The organism is Chryseobacterium sp. VD8, from assembly GCF_037149975.1.
Lineage (GTDB): Bacteria > Bacteroidota > Bacteroidia > Flavobacteriales > Weeksellaceae > Chryseobacterium > Chryseobacterium indicum.
The window spans coordinates 1-20,398 of record NZ_JBBCQL010000065.1 but is presented as its reverse complement, the minus strand read 5'-3'; the positions used below and the strand labels follow the sequence as shown (position 1 = coordinate 20,398).

20 protein-coding genes and 1 pseudogene are annotated in these 20,398 nt (G+C 36.6%); 8 read left to right on the top strand and 13 right to left on the bottom strand.

Features of this window, described 5'->3' with window-relative positions:
• The 6 genes and pseudogenes from WFK35_RS09570 to WFK35_RS09545 all read right to left on the bottom strand — a co-directional run.
• Window positions 1–734, bottom strand: a pseudogene (locus tag WFK35_RS09570) (gliding motility-associated C-terminal domain-containing protein); the annotation flags it as partial.
• A gap of 30 nt (window positions 735–764) precedes the next feature.
• Window positions 765–1,409 carry a hypothetical protein gene (locus WFK35_RS09565; RefSeq protein ID WP_214588238.1) on the bottom strand — a complete coding sequence of 215 codons (645 nt, stop codon included), beginning with the start codon at window positions 1,407–1,409 and terminating at the stop codon, window positions 765–767.
• 90 nt (window positions 1,410–1,499) lie between these two features.
• A complete protein-coding gene (locus WFK35_RS09560; RefSeq protein ID WP_336732479.1) occupies window positions 1,500–2,735 on the bottom strand; it encodes an MFS transporter in 1,236 nt (411 codons plus the stop codon).
• Between the two features lie 95 nt (window positions 2,736–2,830).
• Window positions 2,831–3,193, bottom strand: a complete 363-nt coding sequence (locus WFK35_RS09555; protein WP_336689192.1) for a hypothetical protein — start codon at window positions 3,191–3,193, stop codon at window positions 2,831–2,833.
• Window positions 3,194–3,262: 69 nt separating this feature from the next.
• Window positions 3,263–4,777, bottom strand: coding sequence for a GH3 auxin-responsive promoter family protein (locus WFK35_RS09550; RefSeq protein ID WP_336732478.1), 1,515 nt, complete (start codon window positions 4,775–4,777; stop codon window positions 3,263–3,265).
• 131 nt (window positions 4,778–4,908) lie between these two features.
• Complete coding sequence (locus WFK35_RS09545) at window positions 4,909–5,172, bottom strand: hypothetical protein (protein WP_214588241.1); 264 nt, start codon at window positions 5,170–5,172, stop codon at window positions 4,909–4,911.
• 119 nt (window positions 5,173–5,291) lie between these two features.
• Between WFK35_RS09545 and WFK35_RS09540 the strand changes: the two genes are divergently transcribed.
• The gene (locus WFK35_RS09540) at window positions 5,292–5,519 is read left to right on the top strand and encodes a hypothetical protein (protein ID WP_336732477.1); all 228 of its coding nucleotides are present in this window, start codon (window positions 5,292–5,294) and stop codon (window positions 5,517–5,519) included.
• A gap of 170 nt (window positions 5,520–5,689) precedes the next feature.
• Here the strand turns inward: WFK35_RS09540 and WFK35_RS09535 are convergent, their stop codons facing one another.
• Window positions 5,690–6,079 carry a hypothetical protein gene (locus WFK35_RS09535; RefSeq protein ID WP_214588243.1) on the bottom strand — a complete coding sequence of 130 codons (390 nt, stop codon included), beginning with the start codon at window positions 6,077–6,079 and terminating at the stop codon, window positions 5,690–5,692.
• 231 nt (window positions 6,080–6,310) lie between these two features.
• Here WFK35_RS09535 and mfd point away from each other — a divergent pair, with 231 nt between their 5' ends.
• The 7 genes from mfd to pth all read left to right on the top strand — a co-directional run bounded on the left by mfd (window position 6,311) and on the right by pth (window position 15,333).
• Entirely contained in the window at window positions 6,311–9,682 is a 3,372-nt protein-coding gene (mfd, locus tag WFK35_RS09530) for a transcription-repair coupling factor (protein ID WP_336732476.1), read from the top strand.
• A 567-nt stretch (window positions 9,683–10,249) separates the two neighbouring features.
• Window positions 10,250–11,074, top strand: coding sequence for a hypothetical protein (locus WFK35_RS09525; RefSeq protein ID WP_336732475.1), 825 nt, complete (start codon window positions 10,250–10,252; stop codon window positions 11,072–11,074).
• Between the two features lie 8 nt (window positions 11,075–11,082).
• Window positions 11,083–11,895, top strand: a complete 813-nt coding sequence (locus tag WFK35_RS09520; protein ID WP_336732474.1) for a hypothetical protein — start codon at window positions 11,083–11,085, stop codon at window positions 11,893–11,895.
• 3 nt (window positions 11,896–11,898) lie between these two features.
• Entirely contained in the window at window positions 11,899–12,642 is a 744-nt protein-coding gene (locus tag WFK35_RS09515) for a hypothetical protein (protein ID WP_235132578.1), read from the top strand.
• Window positions 12,643–12,782: 140 nt separating this feature from the next.
• Entirely contained in the window at window positions 12,783–13,634 is an 852-nt protein-coding gene (locus WFK35_RS09510) for a hypothetical protein (protein ID WP_214588248.1), read from the top strand.
• A 103-nt stretch (window positions 13,635–13,737) separates the two neighbouring features.
• Window positions 13,738–14,679, top strand: a complete 942-nt coding sequence (locus WFK35_RS09505) for a hypothetical protein (protein ID WP_235132580.1) — start codon at window positions 13,738–13,740, stop codon at window positions 14,677–14,679.
• 90 nt (window positions 14,680–14,769) lie between these two features.
• Entirely contained in the window at window positions 14,770–15,333 is a 564-nt protein-coding gene (gene pth, locus WFK35_RS09500) for an aminoacyl-tRNA hydrolase (protein ID WP_214588250.1), read from the top strand.
• 46 nt (window positions 15,334–15,379) lie between these two features.
• Here the strand turns inward: pth and WFK35_RS09495 are convergent, their stop codons facing one another.
• From WFK35_RS09495 to WFK35_RS09470, 6 genes are all read right to left on the bottom strand, one after another.
• Window positions 15,380–15,802 carry a hypothetical protein gene (locus WFK35_RS09495; RefSeq protein ID WP_336732473.1) on the bottom strand — a complete coding sequence of 141 codons (423 nt, stop codon included), beginning with the start codon at window positions 15,800–15,802 and terminating at the stop codon, window positions 15,380–15,382.
• Between the two features lie 164 nt (window positions 15,803–15,966).
• Window positions 15,967–16,605 carry a carbonic anhydrase family protein gene (locus WFK35_RS09490; RefSeq protein WP_214588252.1) on the bottom strand — a complete coding sequence of 213 codons (639 nt, stop codon included), beginning with the start codon at window positions 16,603–16,605 and terminating at the stop codon, window positions 15,967–15,969.
• Window positions 16,606–16,659: 54 nt separating this feature from the next.
• Window positions 16,660–18,252, bottom strand: coding sequence for a SulP family inorganic anion transporter (locus WFK35_RS09485; RefSeq protein ID WP_336732472.1), 1,593 nt, complete (start codon window positions 18,250–18,252; stop codon window positions 16,660–16,662).
• Between the two features lie 142 nt (window positions 18,253–18,394).
• Window positions 18,395–18,694 (bottom strand): hypothetical protein, encoded by a 300-nt coding sequence (locus WFK35_RS09480; RefSeq protein ID WP_214588254.1) that lies wholly within the window; start codon window positions 18,692–18,694, stop codon window positions 18,395–18,397.
• Window positions 18,695–18,715: 21 nt separating this feature from the next.
• Window positions 18,716–19,384 (bottom strand): carbonic anhydrase, encoded by a 669-nt coding sequence (locus WFK35_RS09475; RefSeq protein ID WP_214588255.1) that lies wholly within the window; start codon window positions 19,382–19,384, stop codon window positions 18,716–18,718.
• 245 nt (window positions 19,385–19,629) lie between these two features.
• On the bottom strand, window positions 19,630–20,187 hold the full coding sequence (locus WFK35_RS09470; RefSeq protein WP_336732471.1) for a serine acetyltransferase: 558 nt from the start codon (window positions 20,185–20,187) through the stop codon (window positions 19,630–19,632).
• Window positions 20,188–20,398 lie beyond the last annotated feature (211 nt).

Here is a 20,398-nt window from a genome sequence, read left to right as displayed (position 1 = left end):
ATTGCGTTGGTATCCGCTAAAGCATCGTTAGACGTTTTGTAGTATTTTACATAAAAGTTAGGGTTACCGTTAACAATATTAGCACTATTAGTCTGGAAGTTGTCAGGTGCTGAAATATCACATACCTCGATGATTCTAGGATCTGAAGCAGTAGCTCCCGGGATTCCTATAGGATTAAACGGATTGGGCTGAATTGCCGGATCGTTGAATGGCGAAGTTAATGTAGCGGTACCTCCCCATGTTAATGAAAAAGCCATTGCCGCATTTGCTCCGGACCAGTTATCAACAATAAGATAGTAAGTTTCTCCCGGAAGAACATTCATCGCAGGACTCCACGCTCCTGAATTAGCCGTAAGGCCAACCTGTAATCCGGTCTGGTTTGGAAAAGGCTGCGCACCCGCGTAATTACAACGGATCGGAGCACCTTTTGTAGCACATGTTTTATTAGGTCCGTACACAGCAAAATCATAATCTGCGGTATAAGGCGCCTGCGGAGTAATAGTAAAAGTTAATGTTCCTGCTGTTGCAACAGTGAATTCATACCACACGGAATAGTGTTCGTTCCCACTTAAACAGCTTCCGTTGGCATTTACCTGGTCGTCCACGCTTCCCGAACCTGTAGGGAAATAAGAAATATCTGAGTTTCCGCATACTCTTATTGCAGTGGCACAATCGGACTGGGCAAAGAAGAATTGAGAAAAGATTAACAGTAATATAAGGTAGATTTTTTTCATAATAGTCGAATTTATCTTGATTATGACAGATTATTTAAGAATAGAAAGATAGTAACTGATGTCTTCTTTCCCCCAGTTCGGGTCGAGATTAGATTTTTTACTATACGTTTTAAATTTAGCCGCAGCAGAATTGAAATAAGTTTTTGCCAATTCTTTGTTGGAAGTAAACGCAATCTCACCTTTTATTACATCAATCCTTGGATTGTTTTTGTCTTCAGATTCTGCTTTAGCAAGATATTCATTCGCTTTTGCTAAATTGGCAACACTGTCCGCGGAATTGTCTGATGATTTAAGTAGATAAATTTGAGACAAAAGAATGTTGGCTTCAGCATTATTCGGATTTTTCAGAAATACTCCGGCAAGATATTTTTCTGCCAGCCCTGAAGTTTCTTCAATATTTTGTACATTACCTTGTCTCTGAGCATTGATTTCTGCTCTTACTAATGATAATGCAGTGTAATAATATGCTCTCCAGTCTTCTTTTTTTGTTTCAGTACCTCTGGAAAGTGTGTTCACATATTTCATGAAATACTCTTTGGACTGCTGAAAGTCTTCAGTTTTTTTAGCAGACTCTAATTTTGCAATCTGAGTCTCCAGTCCTTTCTCAGCGGAGGTTTGAGCAAAGCCGTAGGCAGCCACCACCATAGAAAGGAGAATAGATAATTTTTTTACCATAATAGAAAATATTTTGTAGACAAATATAAAAAATTATTAACTTTAATTTGAAGTTTTTAAGATTTATTTAATAAAAACGCTTATATTACTCTAATATTGCATTTTTCTCAATTTTGGATTTGTTGTTCCTACGATCAGTGCAACCAAAACTGTCATGGTTCCTCCGAACACTACAGAACGTACAACACCCAGTAATTTTGCAGATAATCCGCTCTCAAACTGTCCCATTTCGTTACTGGACATAATGAAGATAGAATTCACACTCAGAACCCTTCCTCTGATATTGTCCGGCGTTTTCAGCTGAACAATAGTTCCTCTTATCACTACCGAAATCCCATCCAGCATTCCGCTCATTACAAGGAAAAGGAATGAAAGCCAATACAGATTTGAAAGCCCGAAGCCGATAATACAAAGCCCAAAACCTGTAACCACACCAAGTAAAATCTTACCCTGATTTTTTCTTAACGGAATAACCGATAAAATGGTGATGATGCACATTGATCCAATATCAGATGCGGCATTCAGTAACCCGAATCCTTCCGCTCCTACCTTCAGAATATCTGTTGCATACACCGGAATCATGGCAACGGCTCCCCCAAAAAGGACGGCGAACATATCCAGACACAGCGCTCCGAGAATTTCTTTGGTTTTAAAAATGTAAGAAATTCCCTCCCGCATACTATCCATAACGTTAATATTCTCTTTTTTGTATTCGGAATGTTGTTTTTTTAACTGAAAAAAGAATAAAGAAGCCAGAAAGATCAGAGAAATAATAACAACAAGCGTCCATTTCACACCGAAATAGCCGATGAGAAAACCGCTGACAGCGTGGCCGCAAAGCGAAGAGATCAGAAATATTGCCTGATTTAAAGTAACTGCATTTGGGAGATTTTCTTTTTTTACGATTTTAGGAATCATTACAGGAATAATCGGTCCGATAAAGGCTCTCGCAATTCCTGTGAAAAAAATAACCCCATAAATGAAGTATGTGATTTCATGTCCCGAAAAATGCATTTTAACATTGAAAAAAGCAGGGATCAGCAAAAGACTGATTAAAAAAATGTATACATAATTGCAGATCAGAAGCAGCCGTTTTTTTTCATTCATATCAATAACATGACCGGCATACAAAGCGCAGCTTACGGCAGGAATTACTTCCGAGAGCCCAATTAAACCGATTGAAAAAGGATCTTTTGTTAACTGATACACCCACCATCCGAGTAAAGTAGCGAGCATTCTGAAAGCTAAAACAATAAAAAATCTGCCTGTAAGAAGGTTTCTGAATTCAACATTTTTCAATGTCTGAAGCGGGGTAAATGAAATCATCCGACAAAAATAGCCTCAAATATTAACTTGAGGCTATTGTTATGGTCATTTTTTTAAATGAAAAATTAAATGAGACTTAAAAGATAAAATCTATTTTAGTCCGCTCTTGAAGCACTGAACACCAAAGCGGCAACTCCGGCTGCTCCGATAATGGAAGCTCCTGTTGTAATTCTTGCTTTTCTGCTGTCTCTCACGGCTGCAACATTAGCTTTAGGAATAGTTACTACTGTACTGTCTTTCTTTCCTTTTGTTCCGATAAGATTATCTCCTTCCACGTTACGGAATAACATTTTTTGATTTTTGGAACCATCTCTCATCATTACAGTATATACTTTTCCTGCCTCCAGATTAGAATAATCATTTTTAGCAGTATCCATACTATATTTTGTGGTTGCACAAGATGAAATTACAAATAACGACGTTAATAAAGATGATTTTAAAAGTACAGATGCTTTCATTATTATTTTTTAGTTTTCCAAATTTATAATTTTTTTCGAATATACGTTTCCGGAATCAAAAAAATGTGCCTAAAGTTTATAAATTTCTAATAAATCGGCGATTTTTCTGTCATTCGCAAGTCTTGGCGTTTTGTTTTGTCCGCCCAGTTTTCCCTGAGATTTGGCATATTCGTGGAAAGTATTTTTCTTCAGAGAAGTGATGTGAAGTTTCTGCAGAATATTTCCTGAAATTAAATCATCATAATACGTATTGCGTTTTCTGAGCTGGTCATCAAGCTCGTTCTTGAACAAATTTAAATTTTCAGGTTCTTTTTCAAATTCAATAAACCACTCATGATAGGGAAGCCCTTCAGTGGGATTTACCTGTGGCGCAAGATGAAACTCTGTAATCTGTGCAGGATATTTTTCCAGCGTGGCTTTCATAGCTTCTTCCACTTCAAAAGCAATAACGTGTTCTCCAAAAGCCGAGGTGAAATGTTTCGTTCTTCCGCTCACGAGAATTCTGTACGGATTTTTATCGATAAATCTCACGACATCTCCGATGGAATACGCCCAAAGTCCCGAATTGGTTGTTAAAATTAATGCGTAATCCTTATTCAGTTCAACATCTTTTAACGTCAGTCTTTTTGTGGTATGCTGAGCCGAGTCGACGCGCCCGTATTCTTCCAGAGGAATGAATTCATAGAAAATCCCATGATTCGTTAATAGCAGTAAGCCTTCCTTCGTGTAATCATCCTGAAATGCAAAAAAACCTTCGGAAGCAGGAAAAGTCTGTACAATATCTACTTTTCCGCCTAAAAGTTCTTCCATTTTATCGCGGTAAGGTTCGTAATTAACACCGCCTGTCACAATCAGCTGAAGATTCGGGAAAATCTGCTTTATCTTTTTGCCATGTTTTTCAGTCAGCTTTTCAAAATACATAATCAGCCAGGGCGGAATTCCGGAAATCAGCGTCATATTTTCTTTTTCCGTTTCCTCTACAATTTTATCCACCTTCGTTTCCCAGTCTTCTATGATGTTGGTTTCCCAGCTCGGAAGTCTGCTTTTCTGTAAATAATCGGGAATATGATGGGCTACGATTCCCGAAAGTCTTCCGGTTTTTATTCCGTACACTTCTTCCAGTTCAGGACTTCCCTGTAAAAAGATCATTTTTCCCTGTACAAAATCGGCATTGTTTTTTTTGGCAATATAATGAAACAGCGCACTTTGCGCTCCTTTTACCTGAAAAGGCATTCCTTCTTTAGAAATCGGGATATATTTTGAGCCGGAAGTCGTTCCTGAAGTTTTGGCAAAATATTCCGGAGTATCGGTCCAGAGAATATTCGCCTGCCCCTTTTTTACCCTTTCAATATAGGGTTTAAGATCTTCATAATCCGAAACTGGAACACGTTCCTGAAAATCTTTTACCGTTTTGATGTTTTCAAAATCATGTTCTCTTCCGAAAAGCGTTTTTTTTGCCGTTTCCGTTAAGGACAAGAGAAGTTTTTCCTGATCGTTTTCCGCATTTTTTTTGAACTCTTCTGCTTTCCGGACGTGGTTTTTCGCCCAGATCAAAGCTGCATATTTCTTTAGGAAGTTTACCATGGTTCAAATTTATAAATAACTGAACAACTGGCGGTCATTTTCAGAAAATAAGACACAAAAAAAACCGATGAATGAGTGTGCATCGGTTCTTCGAAATTTGATTATGAAAATAACAACTAATAATGTTGAGTTTACTTGTTTTCTTTGTACCTTTTATCAGGAGTACCGTCCTTTTTCAGTTTTTTGTTTTCCTTGTATCTTTTATCCGGAGTTCCGTCTTTTTTCATTTTTGCTGCGGTTGGCGCTGTTGCAGGTTTTACAGTAGCTGCCGGGGCAGGTTTAGCTGGCTTTACTGTTTTTACCGTTTGAGCTTTTGTTGCAGCCGGAGCCGTCTGTTGAGCGGAAGCAAGTCCAAGTCCTAAAACGATAGACATTGCAGTTAAAAATTTTTTCATAGAGAATTTGTTTGTTTTGTTGAATCAAAGGTAGAGAAAATTCCAACTGAAAAATCTATTTTTTTAAACTTAACTAAAGTTTATTACAGCTTAAAAAAAGATTAAATGCTACATTTGATATGATGAACGAACAGACACGAAATACTTTGATTGTGATTATCATTATTGGACAAATGATTATCTATAAATCTCTGTACAAAGATGAAACGTATGAAGAAGAAATAGAGAAAAAAGAGATAAAATCTGTTGTTGCAAAGAAGTTTGTTAACTATGATAACCACGGAATTCATTATGTTGTTTATGAAAAAGACAGTATAATGATTTCTGAAAGTTGGGATCAAATATAAATGTTGGAGATTCAATCATCAAGCCTGAACAATGAACAGAACTTACCATCAAAAAATAAAGATAAATATATTGAGTTTGATTTCAATAATCCCAATTTACTTCCACTAAAATAAAAAACCTGCTTTCTCCGAAGAAAAAGCAGGTTCTAACATATGTATGAAAAGTTGGTTTATCGGGTGCAGTTCGCTGTCCAGGTTTTTCCATCTTTTATGTATAAAATTTTCAGATCGTTATTATCAATCCTGATGTACGATGTTGCAGTAGATCCTACCATAACCAGCGTGTTATCACCCTGTTTGTTAAATTCTACTCCGTTAAGATCCGGAATACCGTTCGAGAAGGCAAAGTTATATTTTGTACCGCTCGCAATTTTTGTTACAAATACACTTCCGTCATTGGAACTGATGTTGTTGTCGCTGTCGCTATAACCGACACTTCCTTTGTAGGTTCCTGCAAAAAAGTCATTGTTGGCAGGATCATCATCGTCGCTGCATGAAACGGTCGTGACTACAAAGAATAGTAACAGGAATGCTCCTAAAATTCTGATTGCTTTTTTCATAATAATATTTCTTTAGTGGTTGTATAAGGGTTTATCCAAACAAAGTGCCATGTGGTAGGAGTAAATTTTTTTTAACTTTTAATTTAAAATTTTAGTAAAAAATTAAGAATTTTGGAGTGTTTAAAAACTTTCCAACTTCTTAAAAGAAAAATATTTATCCTTATCTTTGTACAGCCAAAACGGTTTCGGAAAACTCCCGAAATCGCTTTTTGCGTTCATACCAAATTATCTATGCAATTAAAAACCATCAGCGAAAAATTTCTTCCAGAGCTTCTTCAGAAAGAATTCGGAAAAGAGATTTTTATTCAACTGGAAAATAATCAACATATTTCTGTAAAAGGAAGCGCAGGTTCTTCGGTTTCAATTTTTGCAGCCGAGTTGTTTCTTGCCCAAAAGAAAAACATTCTTTATATTCTGGATGATAAGGAAGACGCTTTATACGCGAACACAGAAATGGAAGATCTGCTGGGAAAAGATAAAGTACTCTATTTTCCGGCGACTCATCTGGAACCGTATCAGGTTGAAAAAACGCAGAACGCCAATCTTGTTCTGAGAACAGAAGTTATCAATAAGATCACATCCGGAAAATCTCCGCGCGTTATCGTTGCGTATGCGGGAGCTTTGTCTGAAAAGGTTTTAAAAAAGGAAGATTTTAAAGCGATTTCGCATCATATAAAAGTTGGCGATCAGCTGGATTTTGATTTTGTGGATGAATTGCTGAATCATTATCATTTCCAGCAGGCAGATTTTGTTTCAGAGCCGGGAGAATTTTCCGTAAGAGGAGGAATTGTGGATGTTTTTTCGTTCTCCAATGAAAAACCATACCGGATCACATTTTTCGGAAATGAAGTGGAAAGTATTAAAACTTTTGATATCGAAACTCAGCTTTCGGTTGACAAAGTGAAGGATTTTCAGCTGGTTTCCAATATGAATTTTACGGTAACGGGAAGCCGGGTTTCTTTATTACAATTGCTGCCCAAAGAGAGTTTTGTAATTTCTAAAAACGGAATTGTGGGAATGCAGAGATTGAAAACGTTCTACGAAAAATCTCTGGAAAAATATGAAACCTTAAGCAAGGACATTGCACACAGATCGCCGCAGGAATTGTTTATTTCCGATCAGGAATTTTTGTTTGATTATAAAAAATTTAAAACGGTTGATTTCGGAAGTGTTTCTATTGAAGGACTGATTGAATTATCGGAAATGAAGATAGACCAGACTTCACAACCTGCTTTCAATAAAAATTTCGAACTGCTGATTGATGATATTGAAGGCAAACAGAATGAAGGCTTCGATACATGGATTTCTTTTTCCACAGAAAAGCAGAGAGAAAGACTGGAATTGATTTTTGAAGAGCTGGAACACAAGCTTCCTTTTAAAAGTTTTAAATCTGAACTTCATGAAGGTTTTGTGGATAATGATCATAAAATTCTGGTCTACACCGATCACCAGATTTTCGACCGTTACCAAAGATACAAGGCGAAAAATACCTTTGCCAAATCTGAGCAGTTGACATTGAAGGATTTAATGTCTTTGAAAATAGGAGATTATATTGCCCATATCGATCACGGAATTGGAAAGTTCATGGGATTGGTAAAGGTGAATAATGACGGGAAAATTCAGGAATGTTTTAAACTCACGTATAAAAACGGAGACTTATTATATGTAAGCATTCATTCTCTTCATAAAATTTCAAAATACAACGGTCCGGAAGGAAGAGAAATTGTATTGAGTAAACTCGGATCGCCAACATGGAAATCTTTAAAACAGAAAACAAAAGCAAGGGTAAAACAACTGGCTTTTGATTTAATAAAATTATACGCTCAACGAAAATCTGCGAAAGGTTTTGCCTACACTCCGGATTCTTATCTTCAGAATGAGCTGGAAGCAAGTTTCCTTTACGAAGATACTCCGGATCAGGAAAAAGCCACTATTGATGTGAAGAAAGATATGGAAGCGGATACGGTGATGGATCGTCTGGTTTGTGGAGACGTAGGTTTCGGTAAAACGGAAGTTGCGATTCGTGCCGCATTCAAAGCGGCGACAGACGGAAAGCAGGTTGCTGTTTTGGTTCCTACCACAATTCTGGCGTTTCAGCATTACAGAAGTTTTAAGGAACGATTGAAAGATTTTCCGGTGAATGTAGCGTATGTAAACCGTTTCAGAACGGCAAAACAGAAATCTGAAACTCTTGCGGCTTTAAAAGAAGGAAAAATAGACATTATTATAGGAACACATCAGTTGGCAAGCAGCTCTGTAAAGTTTAAAGATTTGGGATTGCTGATTATTGATGAAGAACATAAATTCGGAGTTTCTGTAAAAGATAAGCTGAAAACTTTAAAAGCAGATGTTGATACTTTAACATTAACGGCAACACCAATTCCGAGAACATTACAGTTTTCTTTGATGGCAGCGAGAGATTTATCCGTAATTAAAACCCCTCCGCCAAACAGACAGCCAGTGGAAACGCAATTAATTGGCTTTAATGAAGAAATTCTTAGAGATGCAGTTTCCTATGAGCTTCAGCGTGACGGACAGGTTTATTTCATCAACAACAGGATTGAAAACCTGAAAGATATTGCAGGGCTGATCCAGAGACTGGTTCCTGATGCAAGAGTGATTACAGGACACGGGCAAATGGAAGGAAAACAACTGGAGAAAAACGTTCTGGATTTCATGGAAGGAAAATATGATGTACTGGTTTCTACAACCATTGTGGAAAGTGGAGTAGATGTTCCGAATGCGAATACCATATTTATTAATGATGCGCAGCGTTTCGGGATGGCAGATCTTCACCAGATGAGAGGTCGTGTCGGGCGAAGCAACAGAAAAGCGTTCTGTTATCTTATTACGCCGCCTTATGATATGATGACTTCCGATGCCAGAAAACGTCTGGAAGCTATTGAACAGTTTTCGGATCTCGGAAGCGGATTCCAGATTGCGATGAAGGATCTTGAAATTCGTGGAGCCGGAGATTTACTGGGAGCGGAACAGAGCGGATTTATCAACGAAATGGGGTTTGAAACTTACCAGAAGCTGATGCAGGAAGCTTTAGAAGAGCTGAAAGACGATCAGGAATTTGAAAATCTTTTCGAAAACGAAGAAGAAAGGAATAAATTATTTAAAACCACAAAAGACGTTAATATTGATACGGATCTTGAACTGATGCTTCCGGACTGGTATATTTCAAATACGGAAGAAAGATTACTGCTTTATCAGAAACTTGCGGAAATAGATAATGAAGCCAATCTGGCGAAATTTGAATCTGAACTCATTGACCGTTTTGGAGAACTTCCGAAAGAAGCGGTAAATCTATTGAAAAGTGTAAGTTTAAAATGGCTCGCTTCAGACATTGGTTTTGAAAAGATTGTTATGAAAAACGGTGTGTTTTTAGGATATTTTCCGGGAAATCCTCAGGATAAATTCTACCAGACGAATAAATTCAGGACTATCATTAATTATTTAACAAAAAATCCGAAGGAAGCACAGTTGAAAGAGAAGACAGGAAAGGAAGGAAATCAGCTGATGATGAGGAAAGACAGAGTAGGGAATGTGGATGAGGTGAATGATCTTTTGAAAACAATTCTGAAGAGTGAAGCTTAATTGAGCAGAATACTGTTTTATCTACTGCCGTGTTGTTATTTGCGATGCGGCATTTTATTTTAATATTCCGGAAAGGTATCTGTAATACAGATTTTTACATCACTAATATTAATAATTCTTAATATTGAGACAAATTGAAATAAAAATCTTCTCAGAAACATGATTTTTATCGTGTTTTTGTTCTGAACCATTATCGAAAAATTTGGATCAGAAAATCGAATTTATTTTAGGTTTTAAAACGTTTAAATACTATAATTTGTCACTATTTATGGATAAATTGTCGAGCTTATATGAATCTGTGTGTATTTTATAAATTATTGTATATGAATAAAATACAGTTTTGTTTATGTGCTGTTTATCTTAACGTGATTTCAAATCTAATTCCTCGTTCAGAGACATTAAAGTGAGAATTTTTGAATTTTCGCTTTCGTCCTAACAGTTGTTAGTAGTAATAATTCTAATTTCGGTCTGTTTTCAGCTATGCTGTAATTAGTTAATTTCTATCGTTTTACGTATTTCTACTCTACTTTTTGTGTGTTTTTTTATTTATCTTTGCAGTCCCTTATTATGAAAAAGACTATAAATAGCTGTGTAGCCGGATTATTATTTTCTGTTCAGGCTTACGCTCAGGTGGGAATTGGTACCAGTACTCCCAATTCTGTTCTCGATGTAAACGGGAAAACCACCTTAAGAAAAGAATTGAGAGTTGGAGGTACTACAACAACGCTGGGTAATCCCGGTTTGAACGGACAGGTCCTTGTTTCTCAGGGCGAAGGTCTTACACCAAGCTGGAGATCGATCAATGTTTCCTTTATGGAAGAAGGTCAGTATAAGCTCATTAACTCGTATTTATCTTCCGATCAGGTGGGTATCAGTACGTTATCTAACGGAGTCGCTGCAGACGGAATTTATAAGAATTCTGTAGGAAACGACATTGCTGATGTTACCAACGGTATCTGGGTGAAAATTGCGGGTCTGGAAAATAATTTTACCATTAAAAACGGAAGAAACAGGCTTACCTATCAGTTCCAGACAGGAGTCGAACTGAAAGCGCCTGTTGCTACGACTTCCCAAAGTGTTACTTTTGCCTGTGGTATATTCCGAAACAATAAGCTGGTTGCAGTACGTCCTGATAAAGTTACTTCCAACAACAATACTGAGAAAGGAGGTTTCCAGGATTATATTTTTACACTGAACTATACGGAGCAGAACGTTCCCGTAGGTACTCAGAAAATTGAGGTTGCGTGCAGAAAGATTGAATCTTCCAATATAGATTCCCAGTTCACGATCGGAAGGAATATATCCAATACCAATACAATTTCCAATGCATTCACTCTTGAGTCTGATCTCAAAGTGGATATTATTGAATATGTAACCTATAAAAGTAACTAAACCCACCAATGAAAAAAATATTTTTAACTTTCTGTATTTCTGCAGGAATTCTTTCTTCTGCACAAATTGGTATTAAAACTCCCACTCCCAAATCTACACTTGATGTAAACGGTGATGTTAATTTCAGAGATAAATTGTCTGTTTTTAATCCTACAGATAACAGCATTTCTCAGGGAAATAACGATCAGATACTTGTTTCTCAGGGAGCAGGAAATCCTCCTATCTGGAAATCACTTCGTATTCCGGAATACGAACCTAATAAATTTTATTTGATTTTTAATAATTCATTTTCAGATAAGACAGGGGTTATGTTTTCCAGTACGGAAGAATCTACCAATGGTGCCAGCAGATCTACCACTCTTGTGAAGGATACAAATTACAGCAGTCTGAATCAGTTTAAGAAAATAACGTCTTTATCGCAGCCATTTCTTGTATATAGTACAGAAAGCAAGACGTATTTTCAGTTTGAAACGGTAGTGCAGGCAGATTTTCCGGCAAATACTTCTCCGGATATTTCCATAGATTATGCGTGCGGAATTTTTGTAGACGATAAACTGGTTAATCTCAGACAGAGAAATCTGAAGGCAAGTAGCGCTACCAATACATTTATTACGCATAACCAGATCGGGATGGTACAAAATCTTTCAAAAGGACAGCATACGGTAAGTGTGGCGTGCTCCAGATTAAAATCTTATAACACTTCGGCAAATTTAGGTATTGGAATTAATGTCGCTTCCAATATCGACAGCTTTATTACCCAGTCTTCGCTTAAGGTAGATGTTTATGAAATACCACAAGTATTTAATTCAATTTTAAACTAAATCATGAAAAAAATAGCTTTAGTAATATTTTCTGCATTCTCAATAGGATATTATGCTCAAGTCGGTATAAAGACCACAACTCCTGTAGGTACGCTTGATATAAATGGTGACCTCAATGTTAACAGGGAGTTGAGAATGGGAGGTACAAACACAATTAAAGGTTCCGCCGGAACAGCAGGAAGTATTTTCCATAATAATTCTGAGCTTGGCGTAAATGACTGGAAGAGCATAAAAATTGCAGATGGACAGGGGAGTATGGCTTTATTTTCCATGAATACAGTTTCAGATCAGACAGGAGCTACTTTTAGCGGCGCTAATGGTTCTACTTCTCCGTACACGGAAAATTCAGCAATTAATTCTAACTGGGTGGTACTTACGGGAACTCAGGACACTTATTCGGTAACCAATCCAACCAATAAAGTAGTTTTTACTTTTCAGACGACAGCGCAGAAAACCAATAATTCGAATTCTTCTTCGGGATTCGCCTGCGGAATTTTTGTTGATGATCTTTTAAAAGCAGTAAGAACCGATGTTTTAATCGGGACAGATGGTTCTTATAAAATTTATAATATGAATGCAACTCTTACCAACGTTACTCCAAAAAACAATTATGCGGTAAAGGTTGCCTGTACAAAAAGAAACTTAAACAGCGGAACTCTGGGAATAGGTACAGCCGTAAATACAAACTTTCTGAATTCAGATATGTCTCAGTCAGTTTTAACAACATCTGTTTTACAGCCTTATTAAAAACTGTTTATTATTCATAAATTAAAATCTAAAAGCGAAAGTTTTTAGATTTTTTTTATTTTAAGTCATATTTTTTTGATGATTTTAAGGCTTTGATAGGAGAAAATAAATTATATTTGACGGCATTAAAAATTAATAATATGACCAAAAATTACATCCTTTCAACTTTTGCCGCAATTGCCCTTGTTTTTGTGGTTTCTTGTGATAATACAACGGAAGATCCGCCCAACCAGAATAAAAATACTACTTCCGGCAGCACTATTACAGGTCCCCGAATTTTATCTAAAGTAAACAACGGAACAAAAGATCTGGAAGAGTATGTTACTAACGGAGGAGCGCTCTCTCAGGTTTTCGTAAGAGATGCTGCGTCCAGCAATACGCTTACTTCTACAGTAACGTATTCGGGAACTACAATTTCTCAGATAAAAATTCAGGATAATGTAACTCCGCACGTTACAGATAATACCTACGCACTTACGTATACAAGCGGAAAATTGTCGGCATTTACAATGGATCAGACTATTATGGGACTTGCTAATCACAGCGATTTTACAGTATATTATGATGCTAATGGAGCACTTTACAGAATTGTTGAGAAGAAAAAAATGGCAGGAAGTACATCCTATACCCATTATACAGAGCTTAAATTTACTTTTTCGACAAACAATATCGTAAAAGCAGATTACACTACCATGCTGATGAGCGGCGGAACTCCTACTGCCTCAACAGCCTCTACAACTTCTTATCTGTATGAGAATTATGATGCTAAAATAAATCCATATACCACCCTGCCAAAAGAATATTTAATGGTGTCTTCCACCATGACGCAGATGAACTCTTATCTGCTGTCTTCCAATAATGTAGGGAAAGTTACCATACAAAATCCTGCAGGAGCTGCCATTTCCTATCCTAAAGGATATCTGTATGATTCACAGAATTATCCGGTTTCAGATCAGAGCCAGACAATTAAATATATCTATAAACCGTTATAAGTTATAATTATCTTTTAATAGTTTTGTGATAATATGAATAAAAACATGATTTTTATTCAAAAAAAAATTATATTTGTGGAAAAATAAATAATCCCCTATTGGAATGAAACGACTTTTTTATTTTGTTTTACTATTGGTAGGTATTTCTACAATTCATTCTTGTAAAGATTTATTGGATGAAGACGGAAATCCTCTGGTGGATATTAATAACAATACAGGACTGAACGGTCCGAGAGCTTTATACAGAGAAATCACAGACTCAGACACTTTAGCGACTTATTATTATAACGGTCTGCAATTGTCTAAAGTAGTTACGGACAGTATGAATTCTACTGCGGACATAGCTTGGAGCGGAGATAAAGTAAGCCGAATCGATTTCAAAGGATTTTTAGACCTTAACGGAAACGGAAAATTAGATAAAGACAGTGTAACCTTTACACAGCAGTTTACTTATGGAAGTACAGGAAGAATAGAAACCATCTCAGAAAACAGATCTTTCTTCAAGAGAAGTACTACATCTCCATATACTCCTACAGCACCGGGACCACAGACTCTGTACAAAAAGACAAAGTCTCTTTACACTTTAAAATATGCAGCTGCAACGGCTAAGCTGGATTCTATCATTATGAGAAACGGACCTGAAGCTTCAGGAACTCCGTTTGTATACACTTCTTATTCAAAAACTAAGTATGAATATACAGGGGATAACGTTTCTAAAGTAACAAGAAACTACGGTCCAATGGGTTCTACAGGAACGATGGGAGCGGCAACCACAAAGTTGGGGTATGAGTTTACAAACTACGATACTAAAATCAATCCGTTTACTTTAATTCCTGCAGCTTACAAAATTTCAAGATTACTCTCAACAGATGCTAATGATGTAAGAAGCTGGATTTTGTCACCAAACAGCCCACAGAGATATTCTGTTACGGATTTAATGACGCCGGTTCCTACTCCGAAAGTATTCTCAACAAATTACAATTACGATGCACAAACCTATATGCAAAAAGGATATGGTGTAAATTACATCTACAAGCCATTGTAAAAATTTGTTTTTAAAAATAATAAAAACTCAATCTTCATGAAGGTTGGGTTTTTTTATTTGAAATCCCTTAATTTTGCAAAAAATTTCTTCATGAAATATTTAATAGTCGGCCTTGGAAATAAAGGTGCGGAATACGAAAATACACGTCACAATATAGGATTTAAAGTTGCAGACAAACTAGCGGAAACCATGGAGGTTTCTTTCAATACCACCAATTTCGGATGGATGGCAGACGGAAAGTACAAAGGAAGAAGAGTTTTGGTTTTAAAACCAGATACTTATATGAATCTTTCCGGAAATGCAGTCCGCTACTGGATGCAGAAAGAAAATATTCCTTTGGAAAATGTCCTCATTGTGACAGACGATCTGGCTTTGCCTTTCGGGACTTTAAGAATGAAAGGTAAAGGTTCGGATGCAGGACACAACGGACTGAAAAACATCAACGAAGTACTACAGACCCAGAATTATGCGCGTCTGCGTTTCGGCATTTCGGCAGATTTTTCGGAAGGAAGACAGGTAGATTATGTTTTGGGAACGTGGAATGAAGAAGAAAACGAAAAGCTTCAGGAAAGAATTGAGAAATTTTCTAAAGCCTGTCTGTCATTTGTATTTGCAGGAATCAATAATACAATGTCTGCTTTTAACGGAAAATAAATTTCTCTATACGATAAAACAAAACCTCCATTTCCGGAGGTTTTTACTATTTGTAAACGACAATATCTTTTATAATTTTCTTTTCAAAGAAATTTCTTTCATTAATTGTAAAGCGGTAACTGTGTTCCTGTTCGAAAAATTCTATTGGTGTTACAGGAAGATTGTCGGTTTTCCATTTGATAATAAAGCTGACTTCATTCGGGGAATTTACTTCTTTATCCGAAAACCTGAAAATCGTACTCGGAAGAGTATTTTCCTGATCTTCTTTAATGTCGGATTTTGCTTTTTTAAACTGAAGCTGTGTCATGTCTTTCAGCAATAAAGAAAAAGGCTTTCCAATATATTTTTGTTTATTGGTTTCAAACTTTTTTGCGTAAGCTAAAGTATCGGAAACCGTTTTTTGAGCATTTAAAGCCGTATTAAGGAACAAAAAGAATGTTATCCCAAATATATTCAACAGTATTTTCATGAAGAGGAAATTAAAAATCAAAAGTAAGATTTTACAGACTATTTTCTTTGAATATTTTTAAAAATTATCTTTTTGAATAGAAAACAAAAGACCACCGGATTCGATGGTCTTTGCGATTGTACTTTACAAGAATTTCCAATCAGTTTATCTAACTATAACATTTCTTATGCTAACCAGGTTACAACCCCGGTTTCCACATCGTAATTAGCTCCTACGATCTTAATTTTTCCTTCTTCCTCAAGTTTTCTAAGGGTGGAACTCTGCTTACGGATATCATCAATCGCATTAATTACGTTATGCTGGTTCAGTCTTTCCAGAAGATCTGCATTAGCAGAAGAACGCTCTTCTCCTTCCTCGATAATATCGTTGATAATCGGGTTGAAATGATTGATCAGGTGGTTAAGATTATCCATTCCCAATCCTTCGATTTTTGCCGCATCAAGACCTCCTTTTAAAGCGCCGCATTTCGTGTGTCCCAATACCACGACAAGCTTAGAACCTGCAACATTACAACCGAATTCCATAGATCCTAAAATGTCCTGATTAACAAAATTTCCCGCAATTCTGATGCTGAAAATATCTCCTAATCCCTGATCGAAGATAAGCTCTGCAGAAGTACGGCTGTCGATACAGCTTAACACCACTGCAAATGGCCATTGTCCTTCCCGGGTTGCGTTCACCTGCTCCAAAAGATCTCTGTTAGCCTTTAAGTTATTTACAAATCTCTGGTTTCCTTCCTTTAAAAAGTTTAATGCTTTTTCAGGAGTAATAGTCGACTGCGTTTCGTATGTATGTGCTTTCATATAATTTTTATTAAATTGAATTTTTTAAAGGTATAAAATTTATTGTTTTCGAGCTTACATCGCTCTTTTATGTGTAATTAAAATGTGAGACTCTTCGTCTCTTTCGTAATCCCTGTATGATGTTTTAAATCCTAGCAGTTCCACGGTAATGTCTTCTTCCTTTGCGCGGATATTGGCAAAATCCTGAATCATTTCCAGAACATCAGTGGCAATATAGGATGTTTCCCTTGCATCAATAATTACTTTAGAATTTGGTTGAATGTTTTTCAATGTTTTTTTGATAGCCGCTTTATTCAGGAAAGAAACTTCTTCCGCAAGCTTCATTTTTATTTCATCAGCATCATCCAGTTTTTCACGGCTTAAATAATAAGCTCTTTTCATATTTCCCTGAAGAATATAAAATACTGAAATAGCAAGACCTATTCCAACGCCTTTCAATAAGTCGGTTGCGACAACAGCTACCACAGTTGCAATAAAAGGAATAAACTGGAATTTCCCTAAATGCCAGAAATGTTTAAATGTTGCGGGTTTTGCCAGTTTGTAACCTACCATAATTAACACTGCTGCCAAAGTTGCCAGTGGAATTAAATTCAATACCACAGGAATCGATAAAACGCAGATCAGCAACAGTACTCCGTGAATAATGGTTGATGCTTTTGAAGTCGCCCCCGAATTGGCATTAGCAGAACTTCTCACTACTACAGAAGTCATAGGAAGCCCTCCAATGAATGAACTGATTAAATTTCCGATTCCCTGAGCTTTTAGTTCCAGATTGGTATCGGTAATTCTTCTCTGTAGATCCAGCCTGTCGGAAGCTTCAATACAAAGCAGTGTTTCAATAGAAGCTACAATGGCAATCGTTGCTCCTGCAATCCATACTTTGGGATTGGTAAATCCGTTAAAATCCGGCATAGTCACAAGATTTTTAAAATCATCAAAAGACTGCGGAACGGGCAAAGAGACCAAATGCTGAGTCTGTATTTCCAGTGAACTTCCCGTCATTTTAAAGACCTGATTCAGAATAATTCCTGTTACAACGGCAACCAAAGCTCCCGGAAGCATTTTGATCCTTTTAAGAGCCGGAATTTTGTCCCAGATAATCAGGATTGCTACCGAAATTAAAGTAATGATAATGGCGCCCGGCTGAACCGCTCCGAATAATTCTGTAAAATATCCGAAATTGAGGCCATTATCGAATATAGATTCATGTCCTTCATAATCCTTATCAAATCCCAAAGCGTGAGGAATCTGTTTTAGAATAATGATGATCCCGATTGCGGCAAGCATTCCTTCAATCACGTTATTAGGAAAGTAATTGGAAATACTTCCGGCTCTTATAAATCCTAAAATCAACTGCAGTACTCCTGCGATGATTCCGGCACAGAGAAAAAGCTCAAATGCGCCCAAATCTGTAATAGCGGTTAAAACAATAGCCGTTAATCCCGCTGCAGGACCGGAAACAGATATATTCGAATTACTGATGGAACCTACAACCAGTCCTCCGACAATTCCGGCAATAATTCCGGATAGAGGCGGTGCTCCCGATGCCAATGCGATTCCTAAACATAAAGGAAGCGCTACTAAAAATACCACGAGTCCTGAAGGGAAATTCTCCTTAATTCCTCCGATTAATGATGTTTTTTTCATGTAAAAATGCTGTGAATAGTGATCTGTTTTTTTTGTAAACAGACCCATTATAAAGTTGGAAAATGTAATTTTTAATGCACGTGTTTATTCAATATCAATGTCATGACAAAGAATAGCTATCAAAAAAATCTAACGGTAAAAATTATGCTTCCGGAGGCGGAGAAAATATGGTAAGCAATGGAGACAGATGAAAAGAATCGTCTATGAGTACAAACGATCTGTCTTCCAGTGAAGGTTCATAAAACTTCAGATAATCAAATACATCCAAAGTTTTAGGAAGTGTTTTTTCGTAAACAGTAAAAGCTGAGAAATGGGAATGCGGCTCTTCTTCATTGATTATTACATTGGTTCTTGTAAGATCCCAACCAAAAACTGCGGCAATACCCGGTAGAGCCGTAAAGTTGAGAAAAAACAATAATGTAATAATACTCCAGAGTTTCATTTTACATTCTTTATATAAAAATTATTTGGTCTTTCTGCTCATCACCCAGTCTGAACTTGTAAGGTTATAAATTTTCTGAATGTCCTTTAATATTTTTTCAAAGTCAATTTCCAGATCGATGATCTTTCCGGTTCGAAGGTCGAAAACCCAGCCGTGAACTACGGGATATTCTTCTAAAATATATCTTTCCTGTACACACGCCATTTTGATAACGTTAATGCACTGTTCCTGCACATTCAGTTCAACAAGTCTGTCATAGCGTTTGTCTTCGTCTGTGATAGAATCCAATTCAGCCTGATGTAATCTGTACACATCACGGATAGTTCTTAACCACGGATTGAGCAATCCTAAGTCCTGAGAAGTCATCGCTGCTTTTACACCCCCGCAGTTGTAATGTCCGCAAACAATGATGTCTTTTACTTTGAGATGTTCCACGGCATACTGAATAACCGCTGTAGAACTCATGTCTAAAGTATTCACCACATTGGCAATGTTTCTGTGAACAAAAACTTCCCCCGGTTTGGCTCCCATCAGTTCTTCTGCAGTCGCGCGGCTGTCTGAACATCCGATGTAAAGATAATCAGGATGCTGGGTTTTGGCAAGATCATGGAAAAATTCAGGATTTTCCGCAACTTTAGACTCTACCCATTTTCTGTTATTTTCAAAAATAGCTTTATACGACTGTGACATGAGGAGCTCTTTAAAGGGTTAATTATTTATTTAGTTTAAATTATTTTCAAAATTAATAGACTAAATCGATAATGGTACAAAAATATAATTTTTGGCTAAATACAGACTATTTTTAACAAAGTTTAATATTCAGATCTGTTTAAAATCATATAAAGTATCAATATATCTTGTTTTCTTATATTAATTTGGAAAATCCGGATAAAATTACAAACAATTTGATGGAATAATATAAAATATTTTAATTTTTAGACCTTATTGTTAATGTAACCTTCTGTCGCGTTTTCAGACTCATATATTTTTCCCGGATTGCCCATCACGACAGAATTTGAAGGGACATCAAAATTTACATAAGAGTTTGGTGCAATAAGAACGTTGTTTCCGATGGAGATTCCTCCTACAATAACGGCATTGGTTCCGATCCATACTTCATCTCCGATGACGGGAAATCCCTGATTTTTTCCGCGATTCTGCTGTCCGATGGTTACGCCTTGTGCAATATTGCAGTTTTTTCCGATTTTAGAATTGGGATTAATGACAAGACTTCCCCAGTGTCCCAGATAGAATCCTTCTCCGATTTCTGTTTCGGCATAGATCTGGAAGCCGTACTTAATCTGATAATGCCTTAAAGCCAATTTCCAGAAAATATTCAGCAACGGTGTTTTTAGATATTGCTGAGACTTTCTTAAAACATAAATAAAATGAAGGTTCGGATTGATGCATTTTGTCCAGATCTGAAATGGAGAAAGCCATTTTCCGCTTTCCCGGTAAAAATCTTTCTGAAGAATGGAATAGTTTTCTGCCATACCACAAATGTAATAATTCTACAGGTTTAAATTTTAATCAGTTACAATTCATCCAGAATAGAAACAATTTTGCTTACAGAATTTTCCAGATTGAAAGGCATTTCATAGTTCTTAAGTTTTTCGGAGTATTGTTCGAAAAATTCAGTCTGGGTTAAGGCTTTTTTCATTCCATCATAAATTCCTTCTTCGGAATTTTCAATGAGAAGACCCA

Excerpts from the sequence above, each read along its gene's own strand:
- mfd (WP_336732476.1), top strand. The coding sequence starts at position 6,311 with ATGCAATTAAAAACCATCAGCGAAAAATTTCTTCCAGAGCTTCTTCAG.
- WFK35_RS09555 (WP_336689192.1), bottom strand. The coding sequence starts at position 3,193 with ATGAAAGCATCTGTACTTTTAAAATCATCTTTATTAACGTCGTTATTT.
- WFK35_RS09520 (WP_336732474.1), top strand. The coding sequence starts at position 11,083 with ATGAAAAAAATATTTTTAACTTTCTGTATTTCTGCAGGAATTCTTTCT.
- WFK35_RS09490 (WP_214588252.1), bottom strand. The coding sequence starts at position 16,605 with ATGAAAGCACATACATACGAAACGCAGTCGACTATTACTCCTGAAAAA.
- WFK35_RS09525 (WP_336732475.1), top strand. The coding sequence starts at position 10,250 with ATGAAAAAGACTATAAATAGCTGTGTAGCCGGATTATTATTTTCTGTT.
- WFK35_RS09485 (WP_336732472.1), bottom strand. The coding sequence starts at position 18,252 with ATGAAAAAAACATCATTAATCGGAGGAATTAAGGAGAATTTCCCTTCA.
- WFK35_RS09505 (WP_235132580.1), top strand. The coding sequence starts at position 13,738 with ATGAAACGACTTTTTTATTTTGTTTTACTATTGGTAGGTATTTCTACA.
- WFK35_RS09560 (WP_336732479.1), bottom strand. The coding sequence starts at position 2,735 with ATGATTTCATTTACCCCGCTTCAGACATTGAAAAATGTTGAATTCAGA.
- WFK35_RS09475 (WP_214588255.1), bottom strand. The coding sequence starts at position 19,384 with ATGTCACAGTCGTATAAAGCTATTTTTGAAAATAACAGAAAATGGGTA.
- WFK35_RS09550 (WP_336732478.1), bottom strand. The coding sequence starts at position 4,777 with ATGGTAAACTTCCTAAAGAAATATGCAGCTTTGATCTGGGCGAAAAAC.
- WFK35_RS09565 (WP_214588238.1), bottom strand. The coding sequence starts at position 1,409 with ATGGTAAAAAAATTATCTATTCTCCTTTCTATGGTGGTGGCTGCCTAC.
- pth (WP_214588250.1), top strand. The coding sequence starts at position 14,770 with ATGAAATATTTAATAGTCGGCCTTGGAAATAAAGGTGCGGAATACGAA.
- WFK35_RS09540 (WP_336732477.1), top strand. The coding sequence starts at position 5,292 with ATGATGAACGAACAGACACGAAATACTTTGATTGTGATTATCATTATT.
- WFK35_RS09510 (WP_214588248.1), top strand. The coding sequence starts at position 12,783 with ATGACCAAAAATTACATCCTTTCAACTTTTGCCGCAATTGCCCTTGTT.
- WFK35_RS09515 (WP_235132578.1), top strand. The coding sequence starts at position 11,899 with ATGAAAAAAATAGCTTTAGTAATATTTTCTGCATTCTCAATAGGATAT.
- WFK35_RS09480 (WP_214588254.1), bottom strand. The coding sequence starts at position 18,694 with ATGAAACTCTGGAGTATTATTACATTATTGTTTTTTCTCAACTTTACG.
- WFK35_RS09545 (WP_214588241.1), bottom strand. The coding sequence starts at position 5,172 with ATGAAAAAATTTTTAACTGCAATGTCTATCGTTTTAGGACTTGGACTT.
- WFK35_RS09535 (WP_214588243.1), bottom strand. The coding sequence starts at position 6,079 with ATGAAAAAAGCAATCAGAATTTTAGGAGCATTCCTGTTACTATTCTTT.
- WFK35_RS09495 (WP_336732473.1), bottom strand. The coding sequence starts at position 15,802 with ATGAAAATACTGTTGAATATATTTGGGATAACATTCTTTTTGTTCCTT.
- WFK35_RS09470 (WP_336732471.1), bottom strand. The coding sequence starts at position 20,187 with ATGGCAGAAAACTATTCCATTCTTCAGAAAGATTTTTACCGGGAAAGC.